Consider the following 14,152-nt stretch of genomic DNA (forward strand, 5'->3'; position numbering starts at 1 on the left):
CAGGCGCTCACCCCGTCTTCAGGGACTCCAGGTACGCGTCGATCTCGGCCAGGTCGACCCGGCCGGAGGCCTTGCGCGCCGGCTTGCCGTCCTCGACCTCGGGGACCAGGCCGGCCTGGCGCTGTGCGGTCTGCCGCCGCTGCACCTCCAGCGCCTCGTCGAGGCCGAGGTCCCGGGCGATGCGCTCCATCAGCGCGGCGTCGATCACCTGGGCCCGGGACACATAGCCCTCGAAGAGGGCGTTGTCGCAGAGGGTGTTGATCACGCGGGGCGTGCCGGTCGAGTAGGTGTGGACCACCTCCACCGCCTCCTTCGCGAAGGGCACCCGGCTGGCGCCGGCGAGGCGCAGGCGGTGCTTCACGTAGGAGCGGGTCGACTCGATGTCGAAGGGGTTGAGGCGGTACTTCAGCGCCACCCGCTGGGCCAGCGGGGGATCGAGCTTCAGGTTCTCCTCGATCTCCGGCAGCCCGAAGAAGACGAAGGAGAGGAGCTTCCGCTCGGGGACCTCGAGGTTGAGCAGGCCTCGGAACTCTTCCATCAGCTCGCGGGAGGCGAGCATCTGGGCCTCGTCGATGAGGACGACGGCCTTGCGCCCCTCCTCGTAGATCTGCACCAGCCGCTGGTAGAGCTGGGAGAGGAGCGCCAGCTTCTCCTGCGCCGGGCTCTCCACGCCCAGCTGGAGCGCGATGCGCTTGAGCAGCCAGGAGGCGGTGATCCCGGCGTGGATGATGACCAGGAGCGCGGCCTCGTACTCTTCCTCCGGCAGGTTGTCGAGCATCCGCCGGGCCAGGGTCGTCTTGCCGTGCCCGATGTCCCCCACGCAGATCGCCAGGCCACGCATGGTGCCGGCGGCGTGCATCAGCCGCAGCAGCGCCTCGGAGTGCTGCGGGCTGTTGTAGTAGAAACGGCTGACCGGCGCGTTGGAGAAGGGCTCCTCGGCCAGGCCGTAGAAATCCAGGTAGCTCATTTAGGGCCGGGCTCCTGCGCTAGACATAGTCGACCTTCCCCGGCTTCCGCGTCGAGCGCGCCGCGCCCGAGCCCCCACCGCCATCCGACCCGTCATCGTCGTCCCCGGCGACGCCGTTGCGCGATTTGCCCCCACCTCCGAGACCGGCCAACCGCTCCTTGACGTCCCGGTACTTCGGATCCATCTCGGCGACCTTCTTGAAGTAGAAGCGCGCCTCCTCGGCGTCGTCCATGGCCACGCCGAGCTCTCCGAGCTCGTAGTAGATCGCCTTCTCGGTCTCCGCCGTGGCCTTCTCGTCCATCAGGGCCTGCTTGAATGCCTCGATGGCGGCCTCGAACTGCCCCAGCTCCTTCTGGCAGGTGCCGATGTTGGTGAGGGCGTCGATCCGCTTCGCCGGCGAGTTGGCGGCGAGCTCGAACTCACCGATGGCGTCCGCGACCAGGCCCATCTCCCGGTAGGCGATGCCCAGGTCGTAGTGGGTGTCCGCGTCGTCCTTGCTCACGGCCTCCGCGACGCCCTTCTTGAACTCGGAGAAGACGTCGTCCGCCGAGACCTGCAGGTCGTCGATGGGCGCGGCCGCCGAGTTGTCGTCGAGGTCGGCCAGCTCGTCGGCCAGCTCCCCGGCCAGATCGAAGTCGTCGAAGGCCTCGCCTCCGAGGCCGTCGGTCTCGCCCGGGTGGTCGAGGGAGGGCGCCGAGAAGTCGTCCGCCTCCTCGTCCTCGTCGGCCTCGAGCTGGGACTGCAGCCGCAGGGCCTCGGCGTTGCCCGGATCCGCGGCGAGGATGTTCGCCAGCACCTCGGCGGCCTCGTCGGGGAGCCCCTGCTGGATGAAGAACTCCGCCTCCTCCAGCTCGTCGGCGATCTCCTCGGGGGTCTTCCTCGGACCGCCTCGCGCGATCTCGGTCCCCTGGGGCTCGACGACGGGCTCGAAGCCGCCGTCGTCGTCGGGGATGGCGAAGGGATCGTCGCCGGGAGCGGTCAGCTCGGGCTCGTCGTCGAGCTCGAAGTCGCCGCCGGCGTAGCCCTTCCGGACGTCCTCCAGCTCGGGGAGGTCCTTGACCGAGAGCATCTCGGTGGTCTGGGTCTCGTCCTCGAAGTCGAAGTCGCCGGGGGCCGAGTCGAGATCCACCCCGCTGTCGAGGTCGTCGTCGAGGTCGCCGTCGAGATCGTCGTCGAACTCGTCGGCAGCGGAGGGCGCCGCGAAGTCGTCCTCGAGGAAGTCCTCCTCCTCGACCTCGACCCCGTGATCGACCGAGAAGTCCGCGTCCTCGTCGACCCCGAAGTCTTCGTCGTCGTCCGCGACCGCGAAGTGGCCTTCGTCGTCCTCGACCGCGAACTCGTCGTCGGCGGCGACCTGGAAGGTGTCGCCCTCGTCGTGGGAGCCCACGTCGACGGGGAGGCCGTCGTCACCGAAGTCGTCGTCGTCGTCCGCGCCGAAGTCCTCGTCCTCGGCGACGAGGAACTCGTCCTCGTCGTCTCCGGCGAGGATGACCTCGTCCTCGACCACCGCCGTGCCCTGATCGAGGAAGGAGATCGACTCGACCTCGGGCTGCCCGAGCTGAGCGATGAAGCCCTGCACCTCGGGGAGGTGGGGCGCGATGTTCATGATCTCCGAGAGGTACTCGCGGGCCTGATCCGGCCGGGTGTCCTTGGTCAGCGCGATGAGGGTGACCAGCTCGGCGCCGGCGGACTGCATGTCCCCCGAGTCCTTGTAGAGATCCTTGGCCTTCTCGTGCCCGGGGATGCTGTTCGGATCGACCCCGAAGACCTTCTTCAGGTGCTCGAGCGCCTTGTCCTTGAGACCGTACTTCACGTAGACGTCGGTCTCGGTCAGGAGCCGGGTCACGTCGGCCGGATCCTGCTGCGGGGGCGCCGCCGCCGCCCCACCCGCGCCGGGGGGGCGCCCGGCCGGAGGCGCCATCGCGCCCGGGGGCGGTCCGGCTGCGGGGACGGCCGCCGCGGGCGCCGGAGCCCGGCCGGTGGCCGCGAGGGCCTCGGGATCGTCGGGGGCGAGCGAGAGCACCTTGTTCCAGGCGTCACGCTGCTCGTCGATCTGGCCGTTGTCCGCGTAGATCTTGGCCAGCTCCTTGTAGACGGAGATGGTCTTGTTGGCCTGCCCCAGGTCGAGGAAGGCGCGCGCCAGCAGGTGGAGGGTCTCCACGTCCTGCGGATCGGACTTGAAGCAGACCTGCAGCTTGGCCAGGGAGCGCTTCGTGTCGCCCTTGGTCAGGTAGATGTTGGCCAGCTCCCGGGTCAGCGGGATGTCGTCGGGCTGGTGGTAGATCAACCGCTCGCAGACCTTGATGTAGTCGTCGATGCGGTTGCGCTCCTTGAGGTAGGTCGCGGCGTTGCGGAACTCCTGGACCGCCTCGGCGACCATCCCCTCCTTGGAGTACATCTCGGCCAGCTTGATCCGGGAGGCGACGTTGTCCGGATCGAGATCCAGCATCCGCCGCAGGGTGTCGAAGCTGGCGCGGTTGTTCCCGGTGCGCTCGTAGTAGGCCGCCACGGACTGGTACTGCGCCATGGCGTCCGACATGAGGCCGAGCTGGTGGTAGAGCTCGGCGAGCTTGAGGTTCACCTCGACCCGGTCGGGATCCAGCTTGAGGATCTGCTTGTAGACGGCGACGGCCTTGAGGAAGAAGCCCTGCTGACCGTAGGACTCCGCGACCAGGATGTAGGTCTCCGCGGCGCCCCGGTTGTCACCCTTCTTCGCCTGCAGGTCACCGATCTTCAGCCGCGAGCGGACGTCGGATGGATCGGCCTGGAGTACCTTCTCGTACTCCTTGATGGCCTTGTCCAGCTGCCCCTTCTGGATGAACTTCTGGGCGTTCTGGATGACCTTGTTCTTGTCCATCGATGTCGTTTCACGTCGCGAGGATCGTCCGATGCCTCGCTCCCGTGTGCCTCGCTATCCGGCGAACTGCTGTCGCGCTGCCGTCTTCCCCGTGGGTTCTTGTTGATGGATCGGCCCCGGGAGTCGGGCGTGGCGCACGATGGCGCACACGAACGCCTCCGGTTCGCCCGCGCCCGAGCCCGCGACCGAGGTGCCGAGTTCTTTTGGAATTTCGATGATTTAGGCTGCGCTCCGAGGTTTCCGGCGCAAGAGCCGCAAGCTGTGACGGTATCGGAGGATGGTGAGGGCAGTCAAGGCCGCACCTTTCCCGTCCCAGAGTAGACAAGCCCCGGAGATCCCTCAACTTTTCACCCCCGAGCCGGGGGGCGGCCCGGCCCGGGAGGGCCGTCACGCGCCGCTTCAGTCCTCGAGGATCTGCGGGACGATCCGGGTGTCGTAGTTTCCGGCCCGGAAGGACTCGTTCTTGAGGAGCCGCCGATGGAAGGGGATGTTGGTGGAGATCCCCTCGATCACCATCTCGCCCAGGGCGCGGTCGAGGCGCGCGAGCGCCGTCTTGCGGTTCTCGGCGTAGACGATCAGCTTGGCCAGGAGGCTGTCGTAGTAGGGCAGCACCCGGTACTGCTCGTAGATGGTCGAGTCCACCCGCACCCCGAAGCCCCCGGGGGCGTGGTAGCCGGTGATCAACCCCGGGGAGGGAGCGAAGGTCACCGGATCCTCGGCGTTGATCCGCGCCTCGATGGCGTGCCCCCGGAAGATGATGTCCTCCTGGCTACGCCCGAGCTTCTCCCCCGCCGCCAGCCGGATCTGCTCGCGCACGAGATCGAAGCCCGTCACCAGCTCGGTGACCGGATGCTCGACCTGGATCCGGGTGTTGGTCTCCATGAAGTAGTAGCGGTTCTGCTCGTCGAGGAGGAACTCGACGGTCCCCACGGAGGTGTAGCCGACCTTTCGCAGGGCCTCGACCGCCGCGTTCCCCATCTCGTCGCGCAGGGCCTTGCTCACCGCGGGCGAGGGAGACTCCTCCAGGAGCTTCTGGTGCCGTCGCTGGACCGAGCACTCGCGCTCCCCGAGGTGGATGATGTTGCCGTAGGCGTCGGCGATGATCTGGATCTCGATGTGGCGGGGCGCCTCGACGTAGCGCTCGAGGAACATCTCACCGTTGCTGAAGGCCGCCTCGGCCTCGGCGCTCGCCATCTCGAAGGCCTGGGCGACGTGGTCGAGGTCGCGGACGATCTTCATCCCCCGCCCGCCCCCGCCGGCCGAGGCCTTGAGGATCACCGGCAGCCCCAGCTCCCGGGCGAGGGCCTCCGCCTCCTTGGCGTCCGCCACCGGCCCGGGCGAGCCAGGCAGCAGCGGCAGGCCCGCCTCGGCCATCGCCCGCCGGGCCTCCACCTTGTTGCCCATCAGCCGGATCATCTCCGGCGAGGGGCCGATCCAGGTCAGGCCGCAGGAGCCGCAGACCTCGGCGAACTCCGCGTTCTCCGAGAGGAAGCCGTAGCCCGGATGGACGGCCTGCGCGCCGCTGATCTCGGCCGCCGCGATGAGGGCCGGGACGTTGAGGTAGCTGTCCCGCGCCGCCGGCGGCCCTATGCAGACCGAGTCGTCGGCGAAGCGAACGTGGGGCGACTCGGCGTCGGCGGTCGAGTGGACCGCCACCGTGGTCATGCCCAGCTCCCGGGCCGCCCGGACCACCCGGAGGGCGATCTCACCGCGGTTGGCGATCAGGATCCGATCGAACATCGACGTCGCCCCCTTAGGCCGGATCGATGACGAAGAGAGCCTCTCCGAACTCGACCGGCTGCCCGTTCTCTACGAGGATCTCGAGCACCTTGCCGGAGACGTCGCACTCGATCTCGTTCATGAGCTTCATCGCCTCGACGATGCAGAGGGTCTGGCCCTTGGAGACCTTCTCCCCCACCCCGCAGAAGGGCGACGACTCGGGCGAGGGCGCCCGGTAGAAGGTCCCGACGAAGGGGGAGGTGATGACGTGGCCCTCAACGATCGCCGCCACCGGGGCGCCCGCCACCGGCGCCGCGGCCGCCGGGGCCGGCGGCGCCATCATCTGCGTGGGCATCCCCATCACCGTGGTCGCCCCCTCGGGCCCCCGGCGGATCGTCCAGCGCTCTTCCCCGTTGCGCCACTCGACCAGGGAGACCTCGGTCCCCTCCAGGATGGTGACGATCTCCCGCAGCTTGTCGGTATCCATGATCTGCTAGTTCGCTCTCTCGAGGTACTCGCCGCTGCGCGTGTCGACCTTCACGACCTCGCCCTCGTTGATGAAGAGCGGAACGTGAACGATGTGGCCGCTCTCGAGGGTCGCGGGCTTGCTCGCGCCGGAGACGGTGTCGCCCTTCACGCCCGGATCGCACTGCACGATCTTCAGCTCGACGGTGTTCGGCAGGTCGACGCCGATCACCCGGCCCTCGAAGAAGAGCATCGAGCACTCGATGTTCTCCTTGAGGAAGTTCACCGCGTCGCCGAGGGTCTCCTTCGTGACGAAGGTCTGCTCGTAGCTCGAGGTGTCCATGAAGTAGTAGTTCTCGCCCTCGGCGTAGAGGTACTGCATGTTCTTCTCTTCCATGTCGGGCTTCTCGAACTTGTCGCCCGAGCGGAAGTTGCGCTCGTTCACGTTGCCCGTGAGGAGGTTGCGCCACTTCGTCCGGACGAAGGCGCCGCCCTTGCCCGGCTTGACGTGCTGGAAGTCGACGATGATGCAGGGCTGGCCCTCGATCATCAGCTTGAGGCCCTTGCGAAAGTCCGTGGTGGAAAGCATCTGCCTGCCCTCTCTTCTCTTCAGTCCGTGTGTTCAGCGAGCCGAAGCGCCGCCTCGATGCCGAGGAGGTAGCTCGCACTTCCCATTCCAGTAATCACGCCGCTGGCCACCGCACCGGTGAGCAGCCGCTGACGAAAGTCTTCCCGGCCGTGCACGTTGGAGAGGTGCACCTCGACGACCGGCAGCCCGGCCTCGACCGCGACGCTGAAGGCGTCCCGCAGGGCGACCGAGGTGTGCGCGTAGCCGCCGGGGTTCACGACGACGGCGTCGAAGGCCCCCTCCCCGCCGTGGCTCGCCGGCAGGGCCTCGTGGAGCCACTCCACCAGCGCCCCCTCCAGGTTGCTCTGCCGGCACGCGACCTCGACCCCCCGGGCCTGCCCGGCCTCCACGAGCCGCGCGTCGAGCGCGGCGAGGGTCTCGCTCCCGTACTGCGCGGGATCCCGATGCCCCAACAAATCGAGGTTGGGCCCATGTATGACCAGCAGCTTCACGGCCTGTCGGGCCCTCGGTCGCCTGAGATCGCGGGCCTAGAGCTCGGCGGCGAGCATCGAGGAGGCGATCCGGAGCTTGTAGCGCGCCTTGCCGTAGTTGGCGTCCGGGAGGACCGCCAGCACGGCGTAGTACTCGTCGGTGAGCCGACGGCTCAGGGTCAGCAGCCGCTCGGTCTCGACCGCGAGCTGCTTCAGCCCGCCGGTCTCGAGCACCTCGCCCGCCTGCACGAGCTGGGAGAGGATGGCGGTGTACTCGACCAGGAGGGTCTGGATGTCGATCTCCAGGAGGTCGTCACTGGCTGACGCCTCGACGGTGTCGATCGCGATACCATCCATGCCCATCACGCTGGCGGCGACAGCGCCGTCCACCGAGTTGACGAGTCCTTCGAGTTGCTCCCTGAATCCCATCTTTGGCCCTCTATCTATCGAAGATCAGGGAAGTAGTCAGCGCCCTCCCGAAAGTCAAGGCGCCCGCCGGCCCCGCGCTTGCGGGACGGGCGGGCGCTCTTGGTGGAGATGCCCTCCCCGAAGGTCGGGGAGCGGACGCTAGAGGCAGAGGCCGGGGTAGCGCCCCGGAGAGCCGCAGCTCCAGGCGGCCGGCTCGACGCCGCCCGCACAGAACATGCAGCGGTTGCAGATCTCGACCGGGAACGAGACCGTCGAGCTGAAGAGCCCCTGACCGTTCTGCATGTGGCCCTCGATCTGCGTGTTCACGATGATCGTGGCCCGGGCGCTCGGATCGGAGAGGGAGCCCTCGCTGGCCAGCACCGCCGAGACGTCGCGGGGGACGATGTTGACCCAGATGCCGGCATCGCCGCCGGCCTCGATGGTGCCGGACATCGGCGTCTCGCGCTCCCCCAGGCTCTCCATCAGGCCCTGGAGGTCCTGCTCGACCGCGCCGTAGGAGACCACCGCCCGCTCGATGATGAAGTCCCGGCTGTTGAGGCGCTCGGAGCCCTCGTCGGTGTTCACCTCCATGTTGTTCTTCGCGGTGAAGGACTGCCAGAGGAAGGCGTTCGTCGCGCCCACGTCGAAGAAGCCGGCTGCGACCGGGGTACCGCTGGGATCGGCGAGGCAGGATCCCGTATCCCCATCGACGTCGGGCACGGTGGCGTGCACCAGCTGCACGCTCATCTCGTTCGGGACGCAGGCGGTGAGGGTCAGGGAAGCGGCCAGGGCCACGCTCATCGGAAAGAAACGCTTCATTGCCATCTCCTTGTGGGGTCCAGAATACCCCGGGCTCCGTCGCTTGTCAGAGAAATGACCTCCACCCCTTCGGGGGTCGGGAGGACGAAATCCAGGGCCTCGCCCCGGCGCTTCTTGTCCGCCTCCAGGCGCTCCCACACGAGGGGAGAGAGGCGGCGATCCAGATCCACCGGCAGGCCCCAGCCGGCGAGGAGGGCCTTCACCCGGTCCTCGCGCTCCGGGGGCCCCAATTCCAGGGCGGCCGCGAGGCGCAGGGCGGCCAGGAGGCCGAGGCCCACGGCCTCGCCGTGGCGCAGCGGGGGCCGCTCGGCGTCCCCCGGATCCCCGGGCTCCAGGGCGTGACCGAGGGTGTGGCCCAGGTTCAGGTGGATCCGCGCGCCCCCCTCCCGGGGGTCGGCCTCCACGCAGCGGGCCTTCTGCCCGGCGCAGCGCAGCACCACCTCGGAGAGGTCCCGCGGCATCCGCAGGCCCTCGGCCCACGCCAGGCCGGCGTCCCCCTGGAGGAGGGCGTACTTGGCGACCTCTCCGAAGGCCGAGCGCCGCTCCTCCCCCGGGAGCGTCTCCAGGGTCTTCAGGGAGGCGACCACCAGGTCGGGCTGGTGGAAGGCGCCCACCAGGTTCTTGCCGAGGCGGTGGTTCACCGCCGTCTTCCCCCCCAGGGCCGCGTCGATCATGCCCAGGAGGGTCGTGGGGAGCTGGATCAGGTGGCAGCCCCGCTTCAGGAGCGCCGCGGCCAGGCCGGCGAGATCGGTGGCGCTGCCGCCGCCGAGGCCGAGGACCGTCGAGCCCCGCTGCAGGCCCGCGGAGAGGAGCCCGTCGAGGACCCCCTCCAGCACCGCCCAGCGCTTGCAGTCCTCTCCGGCCGGCACCGGGATCACGGCGACCCGGTAGCCGCGGGCCTCGAGGGCCTCGCGCAGGGGCGCCCCGTGAAGGCCGAGGACGACCTCGTCGGCGACCAGCCCCAGCTGCTCCCGGCCCTCTCCCGGCGGGAGGGTCTGCTGGATCCAGTCGGCCGCGGCCGCCAGCCCGCCCTCCGTGATGATCAGCTGATGACCGGCCCCGGGCACCCGGAAGGGCACCGAGCGCCCGAGGTGCGCGAGGACCTCCTGCAGGAGCAGGGCAGCGAGCTCATCGGGCGAGCCGTCGCTGGTGTCGAGGCGTAGATCGGCGCGCGCGTAGACCGGCCCGCGCTCGGCCTGGAGTCGCGAGAGGCGCTCGGCCCGGGCCGCGGGGGTGTCGGCGCCCTCCAGGAGGGGGCGCCCCTCGGCGCTCGCCCGCAGGGCCAGGACCTCGGGGGGCGCCTCGAGGGAGACCACCACCGCCCCGGCCTCCCGGGCCAGCGCCCAGGCGCCGGCCTCCAGGAGCGCGCCGCCGCCGCAGGCGATGACCGCCGGCGGGCCGGCCAGGAGCTCCCGGAGCGCCTCGCGCTCGAGGCTCCGGAAGGCCGCCTCGCCCTCCTCCGAGAAGATCGCGGGGATCGAACGCCCCGCGCTCTCCTCGATGCGGGCATCGAGATCGTGGGCCGGGAGCGCCAGCGCCGAGCCGAGGGGGCCCGCGAGGGTGCTCTTTCCGACGCACATCGGCCCGATCAGGAGGATGCTCCGATCGGGCCGATGCCACATCTCGAGCCCGCTGTGGGACGCTCTAGAGCGCACCCACCGTCGAGGCGCTGCGGTTGACGATGCGCGGCGTGATGAAGACCAGCAGCTCGGTGCGCTGATCCTGCACGTTCTTCTTGCGGAAGAGCCAGCCGAGGATCGGGATCCGGGAGAAGCCCGGGACGCGGTTGTTCGCCTCGGAGTTCTGCCGGGTGTAGACGCCGCCGATGACGGTGGTGTCGCCGTCCTTCACCATCACCGTGGTCTTGGCCTCCTTCTGCGAGATGGAGGGCTGACCGTTGGCGCCGGTGAGCTGCGGGTTCGGCTGGTTGTTGGTGACGTTCACGTCCATCAGGATCGAGCCGTTGGTGGTGACGTGAGGGGTCACGTCCAGCTGCAGCTTGGCCTGGATGAAGGTGGTGTTCACGCCCGCGGCCGACACCTGCGAGAAGGGAATCGACAGACCCTGGGAGATCGTCGCCTTCTGGTTGTCGAGGGTCACGACCTTCGGCGCGGAGATGGTCTTCACCACACCGTCGTTCTCCATCGCGGAGAGACGCAGGTTGAGGTTGGCGGCGCCGCCGGCGGAGCCGAAGATGAAGCCGAGGCCACCACCGGAGTTGGTGCCGATGGGCGCCGGCATGTTGACCATGAAGTTCGGCGTGTCGGAGGTGCCGCTGACCGGGGTCTGGCCGTCGGCCGCGGAGCCGGCCACCGAGACGATGTTCGGGAAGACCAGGCCGGTCGGGTTGCCGTGGGTGGGCGACATGGTGATGTTGCCACCCCACTGCACGCCGATCTCGCGGGTGAAGTTCACGTTGGCCTCGACGATCCGCGACTCGATCTGGACCTGCGGGGTCTCGGAGTCGAGCTTCTGGACCAGCTGCTCGGCCTTCGTCAGCGCCGCGGAGACGTCCTTGATGATGAGGAAGTTGGTCCGCTTGTCGACGGTGACCACGCCGCGCTCGGTGAGGATCTCCTGGACCCGCTTGGCCATCTCGTCGGCCTTGGCGAAGTTCACGCCCACCAGCCGCACCTTGAGGGGCTCGAGCTTCTTGCGGGACTCGCGCTCCTTCACCTGCAGCTCACGCTCCTTGGCGAGCTGCTCGGCCGGGGCGATGCGGATGATGTTGCCGAAGGTCTCGCGGCCCAGGCCCTTGGACTTGAGGATGAGATCGAGGGCCTGATCCCAGGGCACGTTGCGCAGGCGCAGGGTGATCTTGCCCGACACGTCGTCGGAGACCACGATGTTCCGCTTGCTGACCTCGGCGATGAGGCGCAGCACGTTGTGGATGTCGATCTCCTTGAACTCCAGGTTGACCCGGCGGCCGTGGTAGCCCTTCCGGGCGCGCTCACCGCTGCTGGCGACGCTCATGGCGCCCTCGGAGGTCAGGCCGGCGGTCTCGATGGCGGCCGGGCCGAGGGTCCCCTCGGTGTCCTTGTCACCGTTCTGCACCACGCCGGCAGCGCCGAAGTCGAACTCCCAGGAGAGGCCGCCCCGCATGGGGACGATCCGGGAGCGCACGGGCTCGGCGAGGGTGGCGACCACCTTCACCCGATCGGGCTCGGTGGGATCGGTGAAGGCGGTGACCGCCTTGACGGCGCCACCGTAGGAGGAGGCGTCGAAGGTCTGCTCGAGGCTCTTCTCGAGGCCGGTGCCCGCGAGGGTGAGGACCGCCGTGCGGGGGTCGGGCTGCGAGACGCGGTAGCGCACGCGCCCGGCCTCCTGCATGCCGACCACGACCCGGCCGGTCTGCTCGCTGCGAGCGTAGGTCAGGGCCTGCACCATCCCCCGCTTCGGGGTGTCGGCCTCGGTGGCGTCGTCCGCCGGCTCGCTCTCGGCGAGGATCGCGGCGGCGTCGGGGGCCTTGCGCACGCGGAGGGCGACGCCCTTCCGGGTGCGGACGACGTCGTAGTCGCCCATGGTGTCGGCGCGGCCGTCCACGACCACCCGGACCCGATCGGCGTGCTTGCCGATGCGGACGTTCTTCACGGTGTCGGAGCGGCGCAGGGCCTGGGTCTGGGCCCGCTTCGGCGCCTGGGTGATGCCGACCAGGTCGAGCGCCAGGCGAGAGGGGTTCACCAGCTCGATCCACTCCACCTTGGAGGGCTGACCGTCGGTGTCCATCGCCACGGTGGTGAGGGCGCCGTCGACGCCGGTCCGGATGGCCAGGAGCTTGCTGCCCGTGCGGCGGCCGGCCGGGAGGACGTCCTCGTCCTGCGCCAACGCGTTCTCGGGGAGCTCGCTGCTCGGCTCGGCCGGGGACTCGTCCACCAGCTCGACCTTCGCGACCTCGGCGGGCTCGTCGGCGCTCGCCGCGCTCACCGCCGGCTCCTCGGAGACGGTCTCCTCGGTCTGGCTGGCCAGCGCGTCCTGCTCCGGCACCGTCACCTCGGAGGACTCGGCCGATGCAGCGGCGGTCTCGGTGGCGGTCGGGGCCGTGGCCGAGCCCTCGTCGCTGCGCACCGTCACCAGCACGTCGTTGCCCGAGGCCTTGACGTCGTAGTCGGCCCCGTCGACGAGGACGACCATCACCCGCCCGACCTTCGCCTCGGCGTCGTCGAACTGGGTCGTCATGATCGCCTTCACCGCCGGGGTGTCGACGTCGACCAGCCGCTCGACCTTCGAGATGTCGGTGGTCGAGAGATCGACGACGATCCGGGTCGGCTCGGCCAGCTTGAAGACCGTGTAGGTCGGACGCTGGGAGCCGAGGATGCGCACCTCGGTCACCGATCCGCGCTCGTTGACCTCGACGGCCCGGACCTCGTTGAGACTCGCCGCAAAGGCGACCTGGCTCACGGCCGTCAGGCCCGTGACCAGAAGGCATGCGAGAAGCATCCGAACAGCATTCCAGCTCTCCCGCTGTCCGTGCTCGATGCCGAGCTTTCGATCCTGGCTGATGGCGTGCCTCATCCACGTTCTCCTTGCGGTACCCAATGGTCTGTCGCGCGTGGCCACTGTTCTTCTACCTTCGCTTCACTCTCGCCCGGTTTCGGTCGTCTGTGAAAAAAACGACCTTCCCCTACCCGCCCTTGGCGAGCTGCTTCTCCATCTTGATCTCACGGTCCGTCTTCGGGAGGCACCGCTGGCTCTTCACCGCGGTGACCGCGCCCGAGGCATCCCGGAGCTGCTCGGTGATGACGATGCAATCCCCTCGGATGGCCGTCACCTTGCCCCAGTTCTTCCCGACCAGGGCGCCTCGCCGGACGACGTGCCCGACGTTCTCGGGATCGACGAGCATCGCCATCGGCGAGCCGGTCCCGGTGATGGTCGCACGCAGCTGGAGCTGCTCGACCCCCCAGCGCTGCAGCGGTCCGCGCTCGCGCTCGGGGCGCCCGTCCTCGTCCGGACCCTTCACGATCCGGATGTCCACGTAGGGAGAGCGGAAGGGATCCCGCTTGCCGATGGGGTTGTAGACGTACTCGGCCTCGGTGGCCGCCTCGGCGGTCTCCGTGGTCGTGGTCTCGGCCTCGAGCTCGGCCTCGGCCTCGGCGGCGGTCGTACCGGTCGCGGTCGGCGGCAGCGCGGCGGCCGGCGTGGGCGGCGGCGCGGCGGCCGGCGGAGGCGCGTCGTCACCGCAGGCGGCGACGAGCAGGAGCGCCGGAACGAGGACGAGCAGTCCGTGGCGTCGTAGATGCATCATCACTGTGCCCCCTCCACTCTCGCTGCGGAGTCACCCGCGAAGCGGAAGGTGGTGGCCATGTATCTGGCCGAGAGCACCACCTTGTCCGCCAGGACCTTGGGCGAGCCGAACTCGATGTTGTTCACGTTCACGATTCGCTTGAGCTTGCTCACGCTGTCGAGGAAGACGGCGATCTCGTGGTAGCCGCCCTCGACCGACATCTTGATGGGGATCTTGAAGTAGAACTCCCCGTCGCGAGCCTCGGCCATCGGCTTGAGGGTCCGCATCGAGAGGCCGGCCTTCTTCGCCAGCTCCGAGAGCTGGGTGAGCAGGTCGTCGATCCGGATGTCCTCGGGCATCTCGGTCAGCGCCTCCTTCAGGCGCTGCTCGACCACCTCGAGCTGCCGCTTGTACTGATCGAGGTTGTTGGCGACCTGCTGCTTCTTGGTGAACTCCGCCTCTCTCTCGGCGCGAGTCCGCTCCAGCCGCACGGTCTTCTCCTCGATCTCGGCGATGCCGGGGAAGAGGAAGTAGTTGGCAGCGGTCACCAGCACCACCACCCCGGCGAGAGCCCCGAGCTTGGTGCCCAGCGGGATCTTTACGAGTTTAGAAATGAGCTCTTCCATCGTGCCTTCCC

The 14,152-nt window shown here is 69.0% G+C and carries 12 protein-coding genes; all 12 read right to left on the reverse strand.

Annotated features, from left to right (window positions below; genetic code table 11):
- Positions 1 to 7: 7 nt before the first annotated feature.
- Positions 8 to 967: an AAA family ATPase gene (locus P1V51_17795; GenBank protein ID MDF1564901.1), complete on the reverse strand. Its 960-nt coding sequence runs from the start codon at positions 965 to 967 to the stop codon at positions 8 to 10.
- Between the two features lie 19 nt (positions 968 to 986).
- A complete protein-coding gene (locus P1V51_17800) occupies positions 987 to 3,824 on the reverse strand; it encodes a tetratricopeptide repeat protein (GenBank protein ID MDF1564902.1) in 2,838 nt (945 codons plus the stop codon).
- 399 nt (positions 3,825 to 4,223) lie between these two features.
- A complete protein-coding gene (gene accC, locus P1V51_17805; GenBank protein ID MDF1564903.1) occupies positions 4,224 to 5,564 on the reverse strand; it encodes an acetyl-CoA carboxylase biotin carboxylase subunit in 1,341 nt (446 codons plus the stop codon).
- 13 nt (positions 5,565 to 5,577) lie between these two features.
- Positions 5,578 to 6,030, reverse strand: a complete 453-nt coding sequence (accB, locus tag P1V51_17810) for an acetyl-CoA carboxylase biotin carboxyl carrier protein (GenBank protein ID MDF1564904.1) — start codon at positions 6,028 to 6,030, stop codon at positions 5,578 to 5,580.
- 6 nt (positions 6,031 to 6,036) lie between these two features.
- A complete protein-coding gene (gene efp / locus P1V51_17815) occupies positions 6,037 to 6,597 on the reverse strand; it encodes an elongation factor P (protein ID MDF1564905.1) in 561 nt (186 codons plus the stop codon).
- A gap of 20 nt (positions 6,598 to 6,617) precedes the next feature.
- A complete protein-coding gene (locus tag P1V51_17820; GenBank protein ID MDF1564906.1) occupies positions 6,618 to 7,088 on the reverse strand; it encodes a 3-dehydroquinate dehydratase in 471 nt (156 codons plus the stop codon).
- A 36-nt stretch (positions 7,089 to 7,124) separates the two neighbouring features.
- The gene (locus P1V51_17825; GenBank protein MDF1564907.1) at positions 7,125 to 7,496 is read right to left on the reverse strand and encodes a hypothetical protein; all 372 of its coding nucleotides are present in this window, start codon (positions 7,494 to 7,496) and stop codon (positions 7,125 to 7,127) included.
- A gap of 138 nt (positions 7,497 to 7,634) precedes the next feature.
- Entirely contained in the window at positions 7,635 to 8,294 is a 660-nt protein-coding gene (locus P1V51_17830) for a hypothetical protein (protein MDF1564908.1), read from the reverse strand.
- Positions 8,291 to 9,874 (reverse strand): bifunctional shikimate kinase/3-dehydroquinate synthase, encoded by a 1,584-nt coding sequence (locus tag P1V51_17835; GenBank protein MDF1564909.1) that lies wholly within the window; start codon positions 9,872 to 9,874, stop codon positions 8,291 to 8,293. Before P1V51_17835 ends, P1V51_17830 begins: the two co-directional genes overlap by 4 nt.
- A gap of 64 nt (positions 9,875 to 9,938) precedes the next feature.
- A complete protein-coding gene (gene pilQ, locus P1V51_17840; protein MDF1564910.1) occupies positions 9,939 to 12,731 on the reverse strand; it encodes a type IV pilus secretin PilQ in 2,793 nt (930 codons plus the stop codon).
- A 184-nt stretch (positions 12,732 to 12,915) separates the two neighbouring features.
- On the reverse strand, positions 12,916 to 13,536 hold the full coding sequence (locus P1V51_17845) for a pilus assembly protein PilP (GenBank protein ID MDF1564911.1): 621 nt from the start codon (positions 13,534 to 13,536) through the stop codon (positions 12,916 to 12,918).
- Positions 13,536 to 14,141 carry a type 4a pilus biogenesis protein PilO gene (pilO, locus tag P1V51_17850; protein MDF1564912.1) on the reverse strand — a complete coding sequence of 202 codons (606 nt, stop codon included), beginning with the start codon at positions 14,139 to 14,141 and terminating at the stop codon, positions 13,536 to 13,538. Before pilO ends, P1V51_17845 begins: the two co-directional genes overlap by 1 nt.
- Positions 14,142 to 14,152 lie beyond the last annotated feature (11 nt).

It is taken from the genome of Deltaproteobacteria bacterium, from assembly GCA_029210625.1.
Lineage (GTDB): Bacteria > Myxococcota > Myxococcia > SLRQ01 > SLRQ01 > JARGFU01.

Coding starts and splice junctions, on each gene's coding strand:
- P1V51_17830 (MDF1564908.1), bottom strand. CDS start 8,294: ATGAAGCGTTTCTTTCCGATGAGCGTGGCCCTGGCCGCTTCCCTGACC.
- P1V51_17825 (MDF1564907.1), bottom strand. CDS start 7,496: ATGGGATTCAGGGAGCAACTCGAAGGACTCGTCAACTCGGTGGACGGC.
- P1V51_17845 (MDF1564911.1), bottom strand. CDS start 13,536: ATGATGCATCTACGACGCCACGGACTGCTCGTCCTCGTTCCGGCGCTC.
- efp (MDF1564905.1), bottom strand. CDS start 6,597: ATGCTTTCCACCACGGACTTTCGCAAGGGCCTCAAGCTGATGATCGAG.
- P1V51_17835 (MDF1564909.1), bottom strand. CDS start 9,874: ATGTGCGTCGGAAAGAGCACCCTCGCGGGCCCCCTCGGCTCGGCGCTG.
- accB (MDF1564904.1), bottom strand. CDS start 6,030: ATGGATACCGACAAGCTGCGGGAGATCGTCACCATCCTGGAGGGGACC.
- P1V51_17800 (MDF1564902.1), bottom strand. CDS start 3,824: ATGGACAAGAACAAGGTCATCCAGAACGCCCAGAAGTTCATCCAGAAG.
- accC (MDF1564903.1), bottom strand. CDS start 5,564: ATGTTCGATCGGATCCTGATCGCCAACCGCGGTGAGATCGCCCTCCGG.
- P1V51_17795 (MDF1564901.1), bottom strand. CDS start 967: ATGAGCTACCTGGATTTCTACGGCCTGGCCGAGGAGCCCTTCTCCAAC.
- pilQ (MDF1564910.1), bottom strand. CDS start 12,731: ATGCTTCTCGCATGCCTTCTGGTCACGGGCCTGACGGCCGTGAGCCAG.
- pilO (MDF1564912.1), bottom strand. CDS start 14,141: ATGGAAGAGCTCATTTCTAAACTCGTAAAGATCCCGCTGGGCACCAAG.